The 17355-nt window shown below is 54.0% G+C and carries 17 protein-coding genes and 3 tRNA genes; 13 read left to right on the forward strand and 7 right to left on the reverse strand.

Annotated elements, in window-relative coordinates; all coding sequences use genetic code 11:
• Positions 1–41 precede the first annotated feature (41 nt).
• Positions 42–1181 carry a 4-phosphoerythronate dehydrogenase PdxB gene (gene pdxB / locus PLU01S_RS15990; protein WP_074824063.1) on the forward strand — a complete coding sequence of 380 codons (1140 nt, stop codon included), beginning with the start codon at positions 42–44 and terminating at the stop codon, positions 1179–1181.
• Here the strand turns inward: pdxB and PLU01S_RS25745 are convergent, their stop codons facing one another.
• The 3 genes from PLU01S_RS25745 to PLU01S_RS16000 all read right to left on the reverse strand — a co-directional run bounded on the left by PLU01S_RS25745 (position 1182) and on the right by PLU01S_RS16000 (position 2358).
• On the reverse strand, positions 1182–1349 hold the full coding sequence (locus PLU01S_RS25745; protein ID WP_162842011.1) for a PA1571 family protein: 168 nt from the start codon (positions 1347–1349) through the stop codon (positions 1182–1184).
• Positions 1350–1466: 117 nt separating this feature from the next.
• Positions 1467–1748: a pyrimidine/purine nucleoside phosphorylase gene (ppnP, locus tag PLU01S_RS15995; RefSeq protein WP_074824066.1), complete on the reverse strand. Its 282-nt coding sequence runs from the start codon at positions 1746–1748 to the stop codon at positions 1467–1469.
• 70 nt (positions 1749–1818) lie between these two features.
• Entirely contained in the window at positions 1819–2358 is a 540-nt protein-coding gene (locus PLU01S_RS16000) for a 3'-5' exonuclease (RefSeq protein WP_010794787.1), read from the reverse strand.
• 285 nt (positions 2359–2643) lie between these two features.
• Between PLU01S_RS16000 and PLU01S_RS16005 the strand changes: the two genes are divergently transcribed.
• Together PLU01S_RS16005 and PLU01S_RS16010 are read left to right on the forward strand one after the other, a co-directional pair.
• The gene (locus tag PLU01S_RS16005; RefSeq protein WP_010794786.1) at positions 2644–2898 is read left to right on the forward strand and encodes a YkgJ family cysteine cluster protein; all 255 of its coding nucleotides are present in this window, start codon (positions 2644–2646) and stop codon (positions 2896–2898) included.
• A 51-nt stretch (positions 2899–2949) separates the two neighbouring features.
• Positions 2950–3558: an START domain-containing protein gene (locus PLU01S_RS16010; protein WP_074824069.1), complete on the forward strand. Its 609-nt coding sequence runs from the start codon at positions 2950–2952 to the stop codon at positions 3556–3558.
• A 53-nt stretch (positions 3559–3611) separates the two neighbouring features.
• Here the strand turns inward: PLU01S_RS16010 and acnB are convergent, their stop codons facing one another.
• Positions 3612–6215, reverse strand: coding sequence for a bifunctional aconitate hydratase 2/2-methylisocitrate dehydratase (gene acnB, locus PLU01S_RS16015; RefSeq protein WP_010794784.1), 2604 nt, complete (start codon positions 6213–6215; stop codon positions 3612–3614).
• A 394-nt stretch (positions 6216–6609) separates the two neighbouring features.
• Between acnB and PLU01S_RS16020 the strand changes: the two genes are divergently transcribed.
• Positions 6610–7086, forward strand: a complete 477-nt coding sequence (locus tag PLU01S_RS16020; protein ID WP_019365221.1) for a DUF1289 domain-containing protein — start codon at positions 6610–6612, stop codon at positions 7084–7086.
• Positions 7087–7198: 112 nt separating this feature from the next.
• A complete protein-coding gene (locus PLU01S_RS16025) occupies positions 7199–7807 on the forward strand; it encodes a MiaE family protein (protein WP_010794782.1) in 609 nt (202 codons plus the stop codon).
• Positions 7808–7830: 23 nt separating this feature from the next.
• Here PLU01S_RS16025 and PLU01S_RS16030 read toward each other — a convergent pair whose 3' ends face one another.
• Positions 7831–8553: a UDP-2,3-diacylglucosamine diphosphatase gene (locus PLU01S_RS16030; protein WP_010794781.1), complete on the reverse strand. Its 723-nt coding sequence runs from the start codon at positions 8551–8553 to the stop codon at positions 7831–7833.
• Entirely contained in the window at positions 8550–9044 is a 495-nt protein-coding gene (locus PLU01S_RS16035; protein ID WP_010794780.1) for a peptidylprolyl isomerase, read from the reverse strand. Before PLU01S_RS16035 ends, PLU01S_RS16030 begins: the two co-directional genes overlap by 4 nt.
• 119 nt (positions 9045–9163) lie before the next feature.
• Between PLU01S_RS16035 and PLU01S_RS16040 the strand changes: the two genes are divergently transcribed.
• Both PLU01S_RS16040 and cysS read left to right on the forward strand, forming a co-directional pair.
• On the forward strand, positions 9164–10834 hold the full coding sequence (locus PLU01S_RS16040) for a glutamine--tRNA ligase/YqeY domain fusion protein (RefSeq protein ID WP_074824071.1): 1671 nt from the start codon (positions 9164–9166) through the stop codon (positions 10832–10834).
• A complete protein-coding gene (cysS, locus tag PLU01S_RS16045) occupies positions 10834–12219 on the forward strand; it encodes a cysteine--tRNA ligase (RefSeq protein ID WP_074824074.1) in 1386 nt (461 codons plus the stop codon). The genes PLU01S_RS16040 and cysS overlap by 1 nt, the downstream gene beginning before the upstream one ends.
• Before the next feature lie 55 nt (positions 12220–12274).
• Here cysS and folD read toward each other — a convergent pair whose 3' ends face one another.
• Entirely contained in the window at positions 12275–13132 is an 858-nt protein-coding gene (gene folD / locus PLU01S_RS16050) for a bifunctional methylenetetrahydrofolate dehydrogenase/methenyltetrahydrofolate cyclohydrolase FolD (protein ID WP_026003862.1), read from the reverse strand.
• A 251-nt stretch (positions 13133–13383) separates the two neighbouring features.
• On the opposite strand from folD, the gene PLU01S_RS16055 reads away from it, so the two are divergent.
• The 6 genes from PLU01S_RS16055 to clpX all read left to right on the forward strand — a co-directional run bounded on the left by PLU01S_RS16055 (position 13384) and on the right by clpX (position 17345).
• A tRNA-Arg gene (locus PLU01S_RS16055) sits at positions 13384–13460 on the forward strand.
• A 30-nt stretch (positions 13461–13490) separates the two neighbouring features.
• Positions 13491–13566 (forward strand) — tRNA-His (locus PLU01S_RS16060).
• Between the two features lie 51 nt (positions 13567–13617).
• A tRNA-Leu gene (locus PLU01S_RS16065) sits at positions 13618–13702 on the forward strand.
• 215 nt (positions 13703–13917) lie between these two features.
• Positions 13918–15228, forward strand: a complete 1311-nt coding sequence (tig, locus tag PLU01S_RS16070) for a trigger factor (RefSeq protein ID WP_074824076.1) — start codon at positions 13918–13920, stop codon at positions 15226–15228.
• A 90-nt stretch (positions 15229–15318) separates the two neighbouring features.
• Positions 15319–15960: an ATP-dependent Clp endopeptidase proteolytic subunit ClpP gene (clpP, locus tag PLU01S_RS16075; protein ID WP_010794775.1), complete on the forward strand. Its 642-nt coding sequence runs from the start codon at positions 15319–15321 to the stop codon at positions 15958–15960.
• A gap of 104 nt (positions 15961–16064) precedes the next feature.
• Complete coding sequence (clpX, locus tag PLU01S_RS16080; RefSeq protein WP_010794774.1) at positions 16065–17345, forward strand: ATP-dependent Clp protease ATP-binding subunit ClpX; 1281 nt, start codon at positions 16065–16067, stop codon at positions 17343–17345.
• Positions 17346–17355 lie beyond the last annotated feature (10 nt).

Here is a 17355-nt window from a genome sequence, read left to right on the forward strand (position 1 = left end):
TGGGCCTGATAAAATGTATGTCTCGCTGATTGGAGTTCAAGATGCGCATCCTCGCAGATGAAAATATCCCCCTTCTGGATGAATTTTTTGGTGCCTTTGGATCGATCAGGCGAATGCCAGGCCGCGCCATGGATAGGGCTGCCGTGGGCGAGGCTGATGTTCTCATCGTACGGTCCATAACACCTGTAACTCGGGCATTGCTGGAAGGCTCACCGGTCCGTTTCGTGGGGACGTGCACCATCGGTACGGACCATCTGGACATTGATTATCTGGAATCGGCTGGCATTGCCTGGAGCAGTGCGCCGGGGTGCAATGCACGCGGCGTTGTCGATTACGTTCTGGGTGCGCTTCTTGCCTTGAGCGACGCCCGCGGAGTCTCGCTGAGTGAGCGCACCTATGGGGTTGTAGGCGCCGGACAGGTTGGTGGCCGTCTGGTGGAGGTGCTGAAAGGGTTGAATCTGAATGTTCTGGTGTGTGATCCACCACGTGCGCTATCCGCACCCGATGATTTTGTCTCGCTTGAAACCGTGATGGAGAAATGTGATGTCATTTCTCTGCACGCACCGCTGGTACGTTCCGGGCCTGACGCGACGTATCACCTTTTTGATGCTGAGCGCCTGGCTGAATTGAAGGCTGGAACATGGCTCATCAATGCGTGCCGTGGGGAAGTTATCGACAATCAGGCGCTTCGTAAATGTCTGGTTGAAGGTGCCGATCTGGAGGTTGTTCTGGATGTTTGGGAGAGTGAGCCTGAGGTCGATGTAGAGCTGGCCAAGCGATGCCGCCTGGCGACACCTCATATTGCTGGCCATAGCCTTGAAGGCAAGTGGCGCGGTACTGCAATGATTTACGCTGCCTTTTGCGCCTGGCAGGAACAGAGGCCAGAAAAAGCCTTGGAGGACTTTCTACCTGAACAGTGGCTATCAAAGATCGAGCTTTCGGCCAGCGCTACGCCTGAACAGGCACTGAGACTTCTGTGTCGGGCCGTTTATGATCCGCGCAATGATGACGCCGCTTTTCGATTATCACTCAAAGGTGATACTCAAACGCGGCGTAACGGGTTTGATCTACTTAGAAAGCATTATCCCCAGCGTCGGGAAATTACCGGACTTCGCGTTTATACAGATGCAAGCCCGGCAACTTCCCGAATCGTAGAAGCATTAGGCGCTACACGTCTGTGATTACTCAGGGCATGTAGGCGTCTTGAGAGAGTCGTCTGGCTCACGACATGCCTTTTGAATCATGGCCTCGGTAATCGGGATCTCGCGACCCTTTTCATCGATGAGGGCGCCACCCAGGCGTTGAGCATGATCGGAGGTTGTGTGCTGAGAAGTGTTCTGAACGGTCATTTCAGTCTCCTTTGCCATATGAGTCCAACCTAGCCAAGACAGGTTAAGAAGATATGACAACCTAGAGCGTCCAAAAGTGCCGCAAGGGTGCATAGCGTTCGCTATGCACTTGGCCTGTCAGTGATATTCGCAAAGATAAGCCGTTTCCACGCTGACTTTGAGCTGGAATTTGCTGTTGGCCGGAACGGTGAATTTCTGGCCTGCCTCAAAAGTTTCCCAACCATCACTGCCAGGTAGTTTGACCGTCAGGGCACCTGCTACCACGTTCATGATTTCCAATTGGCTCGTTCCGAATTCGTATTCCCCTGGCGCCATGACACCAATGGTGGCTGGCTTACTGCTCAGATTGAAGGCGATGGATTTAACGGTGCCGTCAAAATATTCGTTAACCTTGAACATGGCTTTCCTTAGGATTGTTTTAAACGTTAAGCCAGTATGCCGAAACCTTTACGCTGCCGCCACTAAGCCATTAGTGCACGGTTATGGGCAATAGTCTTGCTGTGTTACGCGCGTCCTCCAAGGCCCTGTGCGGCTGACCATGAAAGCAGTATCCGGCAAGGCTCAGGGCCGAGCCTAGGCTGACAGGGCGGGGCAGTTGCCTGGACTTCGCAAAGCGCTGCTTGAGATTCATGTGGGGAGTGCGTGCCAGGAGTGTGCTGATTCTGTGCTCACGCCAATCACGCTGTAGCTGACGGCGATCATAGTCACCCCAGCTGCACCAGCCCGCCAAATGCGCTTCATGGCTACTCAGCCATTGCTCAAAGTGTTGCCAGACCGTATATAAAGGCGCTGCGCTGTCTACATCGTCTTGGGTGATGTGCGTAAGCGATTTGCAGAACGCGGTCAGCAGAGGTCGATGCAGGGGCCTTACATAGCTCTGGAAGTGATCAAGCTCTTGTCCGGTGCTATCGATCAACACGGCGCCGATCTCGATGATCTCCATCTCCTCGACAGGCCATCCGCCTTCATCAGTGGTCGCTTCCAGATCGATGACCAGCCAACGCTTCATCGTGCCTCCAAAGAGCTTCTTGTAAGTAAGAGGAGAAGGCATCCTGGTAACGGACCGGCGCCCACAGGCAGAGACCTGTATCAAGATAGGCAAGTTTCAGGCTTAAACACAGAGCTAAGTATATTTTGAGGCTCTTCTGACGAAGGGTGTGACTGAATCCATGCCAGTGCCGACTATTAAGTTGGACGCCAGGTATCAGCTGCTTGGACAAACGTTTGAGTGACGCTTGGCGTTGGGGCCAATCCCCCTTATGCTTTTTGTATCTACTACTCAGGTCTATACGTTATGGAATGCCGTGCCGGCTGTGGTGCATGTTGCATTGCGCCTTCTATTTCCACGCCATTGCCTGCGATGCCACAGGGCAAGCCTGCAGGTGTGCGATGTGCACATCTAAGCGAAACCGATTTATGTGAGTTGTTTGGAAAGCCGGAACGACCGCCGGTGTGCAGCGCATTTTCGGCAGAGCCTTTTGTCTGTGGTGACAGCCGTGATGAGGCACTTATGCTGATAGCGTATCTGGAAGATGTGACTGCCGCCTGATTTAACCCCACCATACACACTTTATGCTCATAACAAGAAAAGGAAGGTTCAATGCGTACTTTTTTTAAAACAACTGTTTTAACGGCTCTGTTCGCGACGTTGTGTTCTGGCGCCTACGCCGACGAATGGAAACTTGCAAAGGATGAAGATGGGGTAAAGGTCTACACCCGTAGCGTGGAGGGGTCTAAATACAAGGCCTACCGTGGTGTTGTTACGATTAAGGCTACTCCTGAGCGTATCGAGCAACTTCAGGAGGATACCGCCAGCTCCTGCAAGTGGCTCTATCGTTGCCAGCAGCTCAAGGTGCTCAAGCAGCAGGGGCAGGACACCTGGACCTATATGCGCATTGAAATGCCCTGGCCGGTCACGGCGCGTGATGTGGTGCTACATATCACAACGGAGCAAGCCGGCAATGGAGGTTTCGTTCGTCATTTAAAAGGGGAGCCCACTTACACACCTCCTGCAGACGGCTACGTGCGAGTTAGCAGTTTCGACGGTAAATGGCAGGTGCTGCCAAAGGCGACAGGATCTGTGGAGGTGACGTACGAAGCCCAAAGCGAACCGGGCGGAAGCATACCGTCTTGGTTGGCTAATAGCTTTGTCGTTGATGCGCCGTTCAACACCTTGCAAGGTCTTCGTAAGGCGGCGGAGAGCCGTTAACCCAAATAAAAACGCCCCGGGTTAGCCGGGGCGCTTTTTATCTACCAATCAGATCAAGCGATCTCAACCGCATCGATCTTAGCCTTGGCTGCGCTTTCGCGGAACTCGGCGATCTGATCGAAGCTCAGGTAGCGGTAGACATCCGACGCCATGCTGTCGATGTCCTTGGCGTACTGCATGTACTCTTCTGTCGACGGGAGCTTGCCCAGGATGGAGGCAACGGCCGCCAGCTCCGCAGAGGCTAGGTACACATTGGCACCATCGCCCAGACGGTTCGGGAAGTTACGAGTCGACGTCGAGACTACAGTCGAGTTGGAGGCCACACGTGCCTGGTTACCCATGCACAGTGAGCAGCCTGGCATCTCCATGCGAGCGCCAGCCTTGCCATAGATGCCGTAATAGCCTTCCTCGGTCAGCTGATGCTGGTCCATCTTGGTTGGCGGGGACAGCCACAGGCGGGTCGGAATGGCGCCCTTGACCTTGTCGAGCAGCTTGCCAGCCGCGCGGAAGTGGCCGATGTTGGTCATGCAGGAGCCGATGAAGACTTCATCGATCTTGTCGCCAGCCACTTGAGACAACAGGCGAGCATCGTCCGGGTCGTTTGGCGCGCACAGGATCGGCTCGGTCACTTCAGCCAGATCGATTTCGATGACTTCGGTGTACTCGGCATCGGCATCAGCTTCCATCAGCTCTGGATTGGCCAGCCAGGCTTCCATCGCCTGAGCACGGCGCTCCAGAGTACGGGCATCACCGTAGCCTTCGCTGATCATCCAGCGCAGCAGCGTGATGTTGGACTGCAGATACTCAGCAATGGATTCCTTCGACAGCTTGATGGTGCAGCCAGCAGCGGAACGCTCGGCCGAGGCATCGGACAGCTCGAAGGCTTGCTCGACGGTCAGATCCGGCAGGCCTTCGATCTCGAGGATGCGGCCAGAGAAGATGTTCTTCTTGCCTTTCTTCTCGACGGTCAGCAGACCTTTCTGGATCGCATAGTAGGGGATGGCATGCACGAGATCACGTAGCGTGATTCCCGGCTGCATCTTGCCTTTGAAGCGAACCAGTACCGACTCGGGCATATCCAGCGGCATAACGCCTGTTGCAGCGGCGAACGCTACCAGGCCGGAACCTGCTGGGAAGGAGATGCCAATCGGGAAGCGGGTGTGGGAGTCGCCGCCAGTGCCAACGGTATCCGGCAGCAACATGCGGTTCAGCCAGCTGTGGATGATGCCATCGCCCGGACGTAGAGAAACACCGCCACGGGTACGGATGAAATCCGGCAGGGTGTGGTGAGTCTTGACATCGATTGGCTTGGGATAGGCGGCTGTGTGGCAGAAGGACTGCATCACGAGGTCAGCGGAAAAGCCCAGGCATGCCAGGTCTTTCAGCTCGTCGCGAGTCATCGGGCCGGTCGTGTCCTGGGAGCCGACAGTAGTCATCTTCGGCTCGCAGTAGGTGCCCGGACGAACGCCGGCCACGCCACAGGCCTTGCCAACCATCTTCTGAGCCAGGGTATAACCCTTACCGGTATCAACAGGCTGCTCGGGCTTCTTGAACAGGTCGGAGTGTTCCAGGCCGAGTTCGGCGCGAGCTTTTTCAGTCAAGCCACGGCCCACGATCAGAGGAATACGACCACCTGCACGAACCTCATCCAGCAGAACCGGCGTTTTCAGCTCAAACGTGGCAACCACGTCATCGCTACCGTGACGGGTCACTTTGCCTGCATAGGGATAAACATCGATCACGTCGCCCATTTCCAGCGCGGAAACGTCGAACTCGATTGGCAGAGCGCCCGCATCTTCCATGGTGTTATAGAAGATCGGAGCAATCTTGCTACCAAAGCAGAAGCCGCCAGCGCGCTTGTTTGGAACGTAGGGGATGTCGTCACCGAAGAACCACAGTACCGAGTTGGTAGCGGATTTGCGGGAAGAACCCGTGCCTACCACGTCACCCACATAGGCAACCGGGAAGCCTTTGGCGCGAACTTCTTCGATCTGCTTCAGCGGGCCGATGCTGCCTTGCTGCTCCGGTACGATACCGTCACGGGCCATCTTCAGCATGGCCAGGGCGTGCAGCGGGATGTCAGGACGCGACCAGGCGTCAGGCGCAGGGGAGAGATCGTCGGTGTTGGTTTCGCCAGGTACCTTGAAAACGGTCAGGGTGACCTTTTCTGGAACAGCCGGGCGAGCCTTGAACCATTCACCGTCTGCCCAGGATTGCAGAACGGACTGAGCGTTGGCATTTCCAGCCTTGGCCTTTTCGGCGACATCATGGAAGGCATCGAACATCAGAAGCGTATGCTTGAGTTGTCCGGCGGCTATGGTGCCAAGCTCGGCGTCATCCAGCAGTTCGACCAGCGTGGCAATATTATAGCCACCCTGCATGGTTCCCAGAAGCTCGACCGCGCGCTGCTTGGAGATCAGCGGGGAGCTGGTTTCGCCTTTGGCGACAGCAGAAAGGAAGCCAGCCTTGACATAGGCGGCTTCGTCAACACCCGGCGGTACACGATTGGTGATCAGGTCAACGAGAAATTCTTCTTCGCCGGCCGGCGGGTTTTTCAGAAGTTCGACCAAACCTGCAGTCTGTTCGGCGTTAAGCGGCTGGGCAACGATACCCTGCGCGGCACGCTCTTCTACGTGTTTACGATAGGCTTCAAGCACAATATGACCCTCATCAGTGGTCCAGTAATGACGTCCGGGATCTGGCGACCCCATGAGCCCGGATGACGAAATAGCAATCGCTAGCAAGAGGCAGGAGCCAATGCGACGTCATTCAGGCTCCGGTGCGAAGCTGTTTTCAAAGTTTTACGCCAGCGGTATTACACGTGGGCCAGAATGCAGACGTGTGATGAGTACGCTGCACCCTGACCGGGAACCTGCCGGATAATTGTGTTCGTGACGCTTTGAAAACAGCTTCGTATCGGACATGGCGCCCCTTAGGGCGTACGGATTCTACTCCAAGGTTTCGCTAAAGTTAAGCTGAACATGCGACTAAACGACGCTGACCTTGGTTAGACGAAAGGCTAAAATAGGCTTTTGCTTGATCGGAACGACTATGTCCAACCAGCGCATAAAGACGCCCTGCGTCGGACTTTGCTCAACGGTATTCGGTGACCAGGTTTGCCGGGGCTGCAAGCGATTTCATCACGAGATCGTGAACTGGAATGCGTATAACGATGAGGAAAAGCGGGCTGTCTGGGCCCGTCTTGAGGTGCTCCTGACCCAGGTGGTTTCTGCAAAGCTCGAGGTGTTTGATCCGCTACGCCTGAAGGAACAGCTACAGCAACGGAAGATTCGCTTCATTCCTGAGCAGTCCGAATATTGCTGGGCCTATCAGCTGATTTCACGCGGCGCGCGCCATATTCAGCAGGTCGATGCTTATGGCATACATATTTTTCCTGAATTCAGGGAGCGCCCGCTGATGGAGCTGCGTGATGCCATCGACCAAGAGTTTTTCATCCTCTCCGAAGCTCACTATGAACGCTACATTGCGCCACGTTTCCTGCTTGAAGGAATGGACGTTCGAGTCTGACACCGCACACCGTATAATCACCTCATATTCCAGTGCAATCGCTTCAGGCGGATGTGCTTCCCTTGATTCTGGAACAGATGGTTAGCCGCCTGTTGATTAAAGGATTTGCGTTATGTTGTTGCCCGAAATGGACGAATTCCTGGCTTGTAAAACGCCGGAAGCTTGGGTGGAAGCTGCTTTGCAGGATCTTCCTACCCTCTTGATCGATCATGCCAATAATGAAAAGAAAGCAGCGGGCGCTGCGTTTCATTACCTGTTTACTTACAGCAATAAGCTGGATCTGGTAAACAAGATGTCACGGATTGCCCGTGAAGAGTTGCGACATTTCGAGCAGGTGCTCCAAATCATGAAGAAGCGTGGCATTGCGCATGAAAACGTAACGTCGGCCCGCTATGCCGGTGCCATGCGTAAGCTGTGCCGTAATCATGAGCCGTACCGACTAACGGACTCGCTTGTCGTAGGAGCCTTTATCGAGTGCCGTTCATGCGAGCGCTTCTCTGCAATTGCTCCGCATCTGGATGAAGAATTGAGCAAGTTTTACAGCGGTTTGCTCAAGTCGGAAGCGCGTCATTATCAGGATTACCTGAAGCTGGCCTATCTATATGGTGACGAGCAGGATGTGACCGCCAAGATTCAGGAGATCAGAGCGCTAGAAGCCGAGCTTATTGCCTCAGCGGATACGGAGATGCGCTTTCATAGCGGTGTGCCGCGCGCAGCGTAATAGCCATTACGCTTCGAGCCGTATCACGCCAGCTCGAAGCGTTCCTGCTCCAGTCGGTCACGGGAAATCTTCAGGACCCAGCCGTAACGGTCCCAGTCACCCAACACAATTCGCGTTGCAGCGCTGTCATCAAGCATGAATTCATGTGTGGCAGGACGATGTGTGTGCCCGTGAATCAGGGTCTGAGTGCGGGTGCGCCGCATGATGCCCTCAACCTCTTCAGGTGTGACGTCTACAATATCCATGGCTTTTTGCCGGGTCTGCACCTTGCTCTCGTTGCGTAATTTCCTGGCCAGCTCGCGACGCTTCTTTAGAGGAAGATGGCGCAGGATCCACAATGAAACCGGATTGCGAAGCCAGCGGCGTAATCGCATGTAGGCTTCGTCCCGTGTGCACAGACTGTCGCCATGCATCAGCAGAAGGCGCTTGCCTTCGGCTTCGATAACGGTCGGGTCGGCCAGTAGGGTACATCCTGCCAGTCGGCAAAACTCCTTTCCGATCAAGAAATCGCGATTGCCATGCATCAGAAAAATACGTGTGCCGCCTTGAGATAAGGTCTTTAGGGCTCGTGCGATGCCTTTTTGAAACTCATCCATGGCGTCATCGCCGATCCATACCTCAAAAAAGTCGCCTAGAATATACAAGGCATCGGCGTGAACAGCTTCTGTCTCAAGAAAACGCAAAAACGCCCGGGAAATATCCGGGCGTTCAGGTTCGAGATGCAGATCAGAGATCAGCAGTATCACTCAACGATCTCGGCACGCTCGATAATGACATCTTCAGCCGGGACATCCTGATGGCCGGCGCGGGATGTAGTCGCTACACCCTTGATGGCATTGACGACATCCATGCCTTCAACAACCTGACCGAATACAGCATAACCCCAGCCTTGTGTAGTCGGGGCGGTGTGGTCCAGGAAGGTATTATCCGACACGTTGATGAAGAACTGTGCGGACGCTGAGTGCGGGTCCATGGTACGTGCCATGGCGACCGTGCCATTGCGGTTGGAGACACCGTTGTTCGCTTCGTTCTTGATCGGTGCACGGGTGGACTTTTGCTTCATGCCAGGCTCAAAACCGCCGCCCTGGACCATGAAGCCATTGATCACGCGATGAAAGATAGTGCCGTCATAGTGACCGCTCTTTACATACTCTTTGAAGTTGGCTGCTGTTTCAGGAGCCTTATCTTCAAACAGTTCAAGAGTGATGACGCCGTGGTTTGTATGCAATTTGATCATGGAATTTATGTCCGTGGTCAGATAGGAAGTTTGTCAGGGTCTTGACGGGTTCGGCTATGATACGGACTTTGATTTAGTCGGCCTACCCTTAAGCCGAACAACACAGTATTAAGGACCCCATGAGCAAGCCAGAAACTCCCGCTACTCCAGCGAATTTTCTTCGTCAGATCGTCCAGGCTGATCTGGATGCCGGCAAGCACACAAAGATTGTGACACGCTTTCCGCCAGAGCCTAACGGTTATCTCCACATTGGCCACGCCAAGTCGATTTGCCTGAACTTCGGGCTGGCTCAAGAGTTTGGCGGCGAGTGCAATCTGCGCTTTGACGATACGAACCCAGCCAAGGAAGATCAGGAGTACATCGATGCCATCAAAAGTGATGTCGAGTGGCTGGGCTTCAAATGGGCAGGTGAGGAGCGCTATGCCTCCAATTATTTCGATCAGCTCTATGACTGGGCGATACACCTGATCAAGACGGGTAAAGCCTATGTTGATGATCTCACGCCCGAGCAGGCGCGTGAGTATCGTGGCACATTGACCGAGCCGGGCAAGAACAGTCCTTTCCGTGACCGCTCCGTTGAAGAAAACCTGGATCTCTTTGCACGCATGAAGGCGGGCGAGTTCAGGGATGGTGAAAAGGCGCTACGTGCCAAAATCGACATGGCCTCGCCAAACATGAATTTGCGCGATCCGATTTTGTATCGTATCCGCCACGCCCATCATCACCAGACGGGTGACAAGTGGTGCATCTACCCGAGCTATGACTTTACACATGGCCAGTCGGATGCAATCGAGGGAATCACTCACTCTATTTGCACACTCGAATTCGAGGATCATCGCCCGCTGTACGAGTGGTTCCTGGCAAATCTGCCTGTGCCGGCGCAACCGCGTCAGTACGAGTTCGCCCGCCTGAATTTGAACTACACCGTAACCAGTAAGCGTAAGCTGAAGCAGCTGGTTGATGAGCGGCATGTAAACGGCTGGGATGATCCGCGCATGTCTACGCTGTCTGGCTATCGCCGTCGCGGTTATACACCGGCCTCCATTCGTAATTTCTGCGAGATGGTAGGCGTTGCTCGCTCCAATGGTGTAGTCGATATCGCCATGCTTGAGTTCAGCATCCGGGAAGATCTGGACCGAAATGCGCCTCGGGCCATGTGTGTACTGCGGCCGCTCAAGGTTGTCATTACCAATTATCCTGAGGGCAAAGTGGAGCAGTTGGAGCTGCCACGTCATCCGAAGGAAAACATGGGGATGCGTACGCTACCGTTTACACGTGAGCTCTACATCGACCGCGATGACTTCATGATCGATCCGCCCAAGGGGTACAAGCGCCTTGAGCCAAATGGCGAAGTTCGTCTACGGGGAAGTTATGTTGTTCGCGCCGATGAGGTTATCAAGGATGAGGCGGGCAATATCGTCGAACTGCGTTGCTCGTATGATCCTGAAACCCTCGGGAAGAACCCTGAAGGCCGCAAGGTAAAGGGTGTCATTCACTGGGTGCCTGCCGAAGGCAGTGTTCAGTGTGAGGTTCGCCTGTACGATCGTCTGTTCCGTTCGCCGCAACCTGAGAAAGCGGAAGAGGGGCAGACCTTCCTGGATAATATCAATCCGGAATCGCTGCAGGTGCTGACTGGGTGCCGTGCTGAGCCATCGCTTGCGCAGGCCCAGCCAGAGGACCGTTTTCAGTTCGAGCGTGAAGGTTACTTCTGTGTCGATCTGAAAGACTCAAAGCCGGGTGCTCCGGTCTTCAATCGTACCGTCACCTTACGCGACTCCTGGGGGCAATAATGCCACTTGCGATCTACAACACGCTCACCAAGACCAAGGAAACGTTCAAGCCGCTCGAGGGCAATAATGTCCGTATGTACGTGTGCGGTATGACAGTCTATGACTTCTGTCATATTGGTCATGCACGTGTGATGGTGGCATTTGACGTCGTGGCTCGATGGCTGCGCAAGTCAGGTTACAACCTGACCTACGTACGCAACATTACAGACATTGACGACAAGATCATTCGCCGTGCGCAGGAAAATGGCGAAACGTTCAAAGACCTGACTGGACGTATGATCGAAGCGATGCATCAGGATGAAACCCGCCTGGGTGTTCAGCGTCCAGACGTTGAGCCTTGTGCGACTGATCATATTCCTGGCATGTTCACTATGATCCAGACCTTGATAGACAAAGGTTATGCCTATGCGCCTGGAAACGGAGATGTGTATTACCGTGTAGGGCGTTTTGCGGGATACGGCAAACTGTCACGCAAAAAGATTGAAGATCTCCGCATTGGGGCCCGTATTGAGGTGGATGAGTCCAAGGAAGATCCTCTGGATTTCGTCCTGTGGAAAGCTGCCAAGCCGGGTGAGCCGAGTTGGGAATCACCCTGGGGGGCGGGTCGTCCCGGTTGGCATATTGAATGCTCGGTCATGTCTACATGCTGCCTGGGTGATACGTTTGATATTCACGGCGGAGGCCCTGACCTCGTTTTCCCCCATCATGAAAACGAAATCGCTCAGAGTGAGGCCGCTACGGGAAAAACATATGCGGCATCCTGGATGCATGCTGGGGCTGTACGGGTGGATGGCGAAAAGATGTCCAAGTCCCTGGGCAACTTCTTCACCATCCGCGAGGTGCTGGAGAAATACCACCCGGAAGTCGTTCGTTATTTGCTGGTTTCCAGTCATTACCGCAGCCCGATCAATTATTCTGAAGAAAGCCTCCGTGAAGCACGCGGCGCGTTGGATCGCTTCTATCACGCCTTGAAAGGTCTACCGCAGGCATCGCCTGCTGGCGGTGAGCCCTATGTGGAGCGTTTCGCGGCCGCAATGGATGACGACTTCAACACGCCAGAGGCCTGCGCGGTCCTGTTTGAAATGGTCCGTGAGGTCAATCGTCTGCGAGATCAGGATATTCAAGCTGCCGCTGGCCTTGCTTCTCGACTCAAGCAGATGGCTGAAGTGCTGGGTGTTCTACAGCTGGAGCCGGATGAGTATCTACGCGCAGGTGCGGAGGGCAAGGTTGACGAAGCGGCCGTAGATCGCCTGATTCAGGCGCGTCTGGATGCGCGAGCAGCAAAGAACTGGGCGGAGTCGGATCGTATTCGCGATGAGCTGACAGCCATGGGTGTCGTGCTTGAGGATGGTAAAGGTGGAACGACGTGGCGTTTGGCCAACTGAGTTCACCTGATATAAAAAAGGCCGCGTTAGCGGCCTTTTTTATGGGGAGATATTTTTATTCGGCATGCAGCTGTTCAGCTGCATAGAGCGTGTTCTCCAGTAGGCAGGCACGCGTCATGGGGCCAACACCGCCAGGAACAGGCGTGATCCAGCTGGCGCGTTCCAAAGCTGTTTCATATTCGACATCGCCAACCAGTTTTCCATCTGCCTGGCGGTTGATGCCTACGTCAATGACGATAGCGCCTTTCTTGATCCACTCGCCCTTCACTAGGCCTGGTTTGCCTGCCGCCACCACCACCAGGTCGGCCTGGCTGACATGAGCGGCCAGATCACGGGTGAAACGATGAGTAACTGTTACTGTACAGCCGCCCAAGAGTAGCTCCAGCGCCATGGGGCGACCGACAATGTTGGAGGCGCCTACCACCACTGCATTCATGCCGTACAGGTCTGCCCCTATACTTTCCAGTAGACGCATGATGCCCTTGGGCGTACAGGGGCGGAGCAGGGGTATGCGTTGAGCGAGTCGACCTATATTGAACGGATGGAAACCATCAACATCCTTGTCGGGACTGATGCGCTCAAGCAGATTGGAAGCATCAAGGTGAGCGGGTAGGGGAAGCTGAAGCAGGATGCCGTCAACTGCAGCATCTGCGTTCAGTGAGTCAATCAGCGCTTCCAACTCCTGCTGTGTGGTGGTGCTGGGAAGGTCGTACGCCCTGGATACAAAGCCTACTTCCTCGCAGTCCTTTCTTTTGTGAGTAACGTATACCGTGGAAGCTGGGTCGTCACCTACCAGAATGACTGCCAGGCCAGGGGCGCGTAACCCGTGTTGACGCCGCTGGGCAACGCGTTGGGCAATTTCTTGGCGGAGAGAAGCGGCGATCGCTTTACCGTCGATCAGTTGAGCAGTCATATGCAGATAGGTCTTGCTAATGGAGGAAGGATGCTTATTTTCGCATGTACGCACTAAAGGAAGAAGCCTTGGTGAGAGGGTAGTGAACCTATCTTCTTAATTTTTTTAAAAAAATTGTTGACGAGTGGTCGAGTCATTCGTAATATACGCCCCGCTTGCCGAGCACAGCCTGAAACGAAATGAGAAGGCGATGCGAACCGGCTCAGCTTCTTAGGAGGCTGTTTCGTAAGCAACGGTTGCTGCGCAATAAAGCGCCCGTAGCTCAGCTGGATAGAGCATCCGCCTTCTAAGCGGATGGTCGCAGGTTCGAGTCCTGCCGGGCGCGCCATTGGCGGTTCGGCGCAAGCAATGCAATATGGTGGGCGTAGCTCAGTTGGTAGAGCACAGGATTGTGGCTCCTGGTGTCGTGGGTTCGATTCCCATCGTCCACCCCATATTGAGAACATCAGGTATTATTAATGCCTGATGTTCGTTTTAAGTGTTACGCGGATGTGGTGGAATTGGTAGACACACTGGATTTAGGTTCCAGCGCCGCAAGGTGTGAGAGTTCGAGTCTCTCCGTCCGCACCATAGTGAAAAAGCCGACAGCGATGTCGGTTTTTTTTTGCCTTGAAAATGGCTGGCATGTTTCGGGTATGAGCGAGAGGGGTTGCAGGCTTTTTTCATGCTTGGTGACCAATACCTGCTTTATGCAGGATGACTTCCGTATCCTCTACCTCTAGAATGCTTGCCCTGTTTCTGGGGGCCGGAACGGCCGGCCTATGTCTGTGCCATGAGGATTATCCATGCAAGTTTCTGTTGAAAGCACCTCCGCTCTTGAGCGCCGAATGACCGTAGGCGTGCCGGCCGAGCGTATCGAGACCGAAGTCGCCAAGCGTCTGCAGCAAACTGCTCGCCGCGTTAAAGTGCCTGGTTTCCGTCCTGGTAAGGTGCCGATGAGTGTCATTCGTCAGCGCTACGAAGCCAGCGCTCGTCAGGAAGCCTTTGGTGATCTGATTCAAGAAACATTCTACGAAGCCATCGTTCAGGAAAAACTGAACCCGGCAGGTGCGCCTTCTGTTGAGCCCAAGGCTTACGAAAAAGGCAAAGACCTTGAATACGTCGCTACATTCGAAGTATTCCCTGAGTTTGAAGTGAAAGGCCTGGAAGACATTCAGGTTGAGCGTCTGCAGTCCGAAGTCGCTGATAGCGATCTGGATAACATGCTTGAGATTTTGCGTAAGCAGAACACTCGTTATGAGGAAGTCGACCGCGAAGCGGCCAACGATGATCAGGTCACTATCGATTTCGTAGGCAAGATCGACGGTGAAGCCTTCCAGGGCGGCTCTGCAAACGGTACTCAGCTGGTGCTGGGCTCCGGCCGCATGATTCCGGGCTTCGAGGAAGGCCTGGTGGGTGCAAAGGCGGGCGAAGAGCGTGTGCTTAATCTGACCTTCCCGGAGGATTATCAGAACCTGGATCTGGCTGGCAAGACTGCCGAGTTCAGTGTGAAGGTAACCAAGGTTTCTGCTCCGCAGCTACCTGAAATGAACGAAGAGTTCTTTGCTCAGTTCGGCGTTCAGGAGTCTACTCTGGAAGGCTTCCGTGCTGAAGTTCGCAAGAACATGGACCGTGAGCTGCGTCAGGCGATCAAGAACAAGGTCAAGAACCAAGTTATGGATGGCCTTATTGCTGCTAACCCGATCGAAGTTCCAGCCGCTCTGATCAACAGCGAAGTTGATCGTCTGCGTGTTCAGGCTGTTCAGCAGTTCGGTGGCAACATCAAGCCCGATCAACTGCCGGCTGAGCTGTTTACCGAGCAGGCTAAGCGCCGTGTTGTTCTGGGTCTGATCATTGCGGAAATGGTCAAGCAGTTTGAGCTCAAGCCTGACGACGAGCGTGTACGTGCACTGATCGAGGAAATGGCCTCTGCCTACCAGGAGCCTGAGCAGGTCGTTGCCTGGTACTACCAGAACGAGCAGCAATTGAACGAAGTGCGTTCGGTTGTACTCGAAGAACAAGTCGTAGATACTGTTCTTGAAAAGGCTAAAGTGACCGATAAGCAGGTTTCCTACGAGGACGCGGTCAAACCGGCCGAGGCCCCGCAAGCAGCCTGATCTTTACCCGCCTCGAATCACATAAGCCAGCCTCGTGCTGGCTTATGCGTCTTAAGGCAAGACCATCCTGATAGGGAGTGATCGCAGGACATGTCCCGCAATTCGTTCATGCAAACAATGCCCGAAGTTCAAGCCGCTGGCGGCCTGGTGCCCATGGTGGTCGAACAATCTGCTCGTGGCGAGCGCGCGTATGATATCTACTCGCGTCTGCTCAAGGAGCGGGTGATTTTCCTGGTAGGCCAGGTCGAAGACTATATGGCCAACCTGGTGGTCGCTCAGCTTCTGTTTCTGGAAGCGGAGAACCCTGACAAGGATATTCACCTCTACATCAACTCACCTGGTGGTTCGGTGACAGCTGGTATGTCTATCTATGACACCATGCAGTTCATTAAGCCCGATGTCTCGACAATCTGCGTAGGCCAGGCGTGCAGTATGGGTGCCTTGCTGCTGGCAGGTGGTACTGCCGGCAAACGCTACTGTCTGCCTCACTCTCGTATGATGATCCACCAGCCCTTGGGTGGCTTTCAGGGTCAGGCATCGGACATCGAAATTCACGCGCGTGAAATTTTGACGATCCGTGAGCGTCTAAACAAAGTGTTGGCCCATCATACGGGTCAACCCATGGATGTTATCGCCCGTGATACCGATCGCGATAACTTCATGAGCGGTGATGAGGCTGTGAAATACGGCTTGATCGACAAGGTGTTGGAAAAGCGCAATATTCCCGCTTGAGCCGGCAAGCCTGCCACTAAGTCATGATTACTGAGTGGCAGGCTTGAAAATGCATAGATTTGCCTTCATCTTGTTCCTGTAAGTAACCCGATTGGATTGATCGAATGACAGATACTCGCAACGGTGACGACAACGGCAAGCTGTTGTATTGCTCTTTCTGCGGCAAGAGCCAGCATGAAGTGCGTAAGTTGATTGCCGGTCCCTCAGTCTTTATTTGCGATGAATGTGTCGACCTGTGCAATGACATCATCCGTGAGGAAGTACAGGAAGCCCAGGCCGAAAACAGTGCACATAAACTTCCAGCACCTAAAGAAATCAGTACGATTCTTGATCAGTACGTGATTGGTCAGGAACGTGCCAAGAAAGTATTGGCTGTAGCGGTATACAACCACTACAAGCGTCTCAACCAACGTGAGAAGAAAGATGACGTTGAGTTGGGCAAGAGTAATATTCTGCTTATTGGACCGACAGGTTCCGGTAAGACTTTGCTGGCTGAAACGCTGGCACGTCTGTTGAACGTACCGTTTACCATTGCGGACGCCACTACGTTAACCGAAGCAGGTTACGTGGGTGAGGACGTTGAAAATATTATTCAGAAGCTTTTGCAGAAGTGCGATTACGATGTTGAAAAAGCCCAGATGGGCATCGTCTATATCGATGAGATCGACAAGATTTCGCGCAAGTCTGATAACCCCTCTATTACTCGAGATGTATCGGGTGAGGGCGTGCAGCAGGCTCTGCTCAAGCTGATTGAAGGTACGGTAGCCTCAGTACCCCCGCAGGGCGGACGCAAGCATCCTCAGCAGGAGTTCCTGCAGGTGGATACGCGTAACATCCTGTTTATCTGTGGCGGTGCATTTGCCGGATTGGAAAAGGTCATCCAGAGCCGTTCTACCAAGGCGGGCGGAATTGGTTTCAATGCCGAAGTCCGTAGCCAGGAATTGGGCAAGAAAATCGGTGAGTCACTTCGTGATGCCGAGCCTGAAGATCTGGTCAAGTTTGGTCTTATCCCAGAGTTCGTTGGTCGTTTGCCTGTAATCGCAACGCTAGATGAACTTGACGAAGCGGCGCTCATGCAGATTCTGACCGAGCCCAAGAATGCACTGACCAAGCAGTATGGCAAACTCTTCGAAATGGAAGAGGTGGATCTCGAGTTCCGTCCAGACGCTTTGAAGGCAGTGGCCCGCAAGGCATTGGAACGTAAAACAGGCGCACGTGGTCTACGGTCCATACTCGAGGGCGTTCTGCTCGATACGATGTATGAGATTCCTTCTCAGAAGGAGGTCAGCAAAGTCGTCATCGATGAGAGCGTCATTGAGGGTACTTCCCAACCGTTGTTGATTTACGAAAACAACGACCCGGTCAAAGCGGCACCGGATGCATAAATAAAAAGGG

Origin of the sequence: Pseudomonas luteola NBRC 103146 (assembly GCF_002091675.1) — a bacterium.
In the GTDB taxonomy this organism is placed as follows: Bacteria; Pseudomonadota; Gammaproteobacteria; order Pseudomonadales; family Pseudomonadaceae; genus Chryseomonas; species Chryseomonas luteola.

Bases quoted from the DNA above. Each gene is read 5' to 3' on its own strand.
- pdxB (WP_074824063.1), top strand. From the start codon at position 42: ATGCGCATCCTCGCAGATGAAAATATCCCCCTTCTGGATGAATTTTTT.
- PLU01S_RS25745 (WP_162842011.1), bottom strand. From the start codon at position 1,349: ATGACCGTTCAGAACACTTCTCAGCACACAACCTCCGATCATGCTCAA.
- ppnP (WP_074824066.1), bottom strand. From the start codon at position 1,748: ATGTTCAAGGTTAACGAATATTTTGACGGCACCGTTAAATCCATCGCC.
- PLU01S_RS16000 (WP_010794787.1), bottom strand. From the start codon at position 2,358: ATGAAGCGTTGGCTGGTCATCGATCTGGAAGCGACCACTGATGAAGGC.
- PLU01S_RS16005 (WP_010794786.1), top strand. From the start codon at position 2,644: ATGGAATGCCGTGCCGGCTGTGGTGCATGTTGCATTGCGCCTTCTATT.
- PLU01S_RS16010 (WP_074824069.1), top strand. From the start codon at position 2,950: ATGCGTACTTTTTTTAAAACAACTGTTTTAACGGCTCTGTTCGCGACG.
- PLU01S_RS16020 (WP_019365221.1), top strand. From the start codon at position 6,610: ATGTCCAACCAGCGCATAAAGACGCCCTGCGTCGGACTTTGCTCAACG.
- PLU01S_RS16025 (WP_010794782.1), top strand. From the start codon at position 7,199: ATGTTGTTGCCCGAAATGGACGAATTCCTGGCTTGTAAAACGCCGGAA.
- PLU01S_RS16035 (WP_010794780.1), bottom strand. From the start codon at position 9,044: ATGATCAAATTGCATACAAACCACGGCGTCATCACTCTTGAACTGTTT.
- PLU01S_RS16040 (WP_074824071.1), top strand. From the start codon at position 9,164: ATGAGCAAGCCAGAAACTCCCGCTACTCCAGCGAATTTTCTTCGTCAG.
- cysS (WP_074824074.1), top strand. From the start codon at position 10,834: ATGCCACTTGCGATCTACAACACGCTCACCAAGACCAAGGAAACGTTC.
- folD (WP_026003862.1), bottom strand. From the start codon at position 13,132: ATGACTGCTCAACTGATCGACGGTAAAGCGATCGCCGCTTCTCTCCGC.
- tig (WP_074824076.1), top strand. From the start codon at position 13,918: ATGCAAGTTTCTGTTGAAAGCACCTCCGCTCTTGAGCGCCGAATGACC.
- clpP (WP_010794775.1), top strand. From the start codon at position 15,319: ATGTCCCGCAATTCGTTCATGCAAACAATGCCCGAAGTTCAAGCCGCT.
- clpX (WP_010794774.1), top strand. From the start codon at position 16,065: ATGACAGATACTCGCAACGGTGACGACAACGGCAAGCTGTTGTATTGC.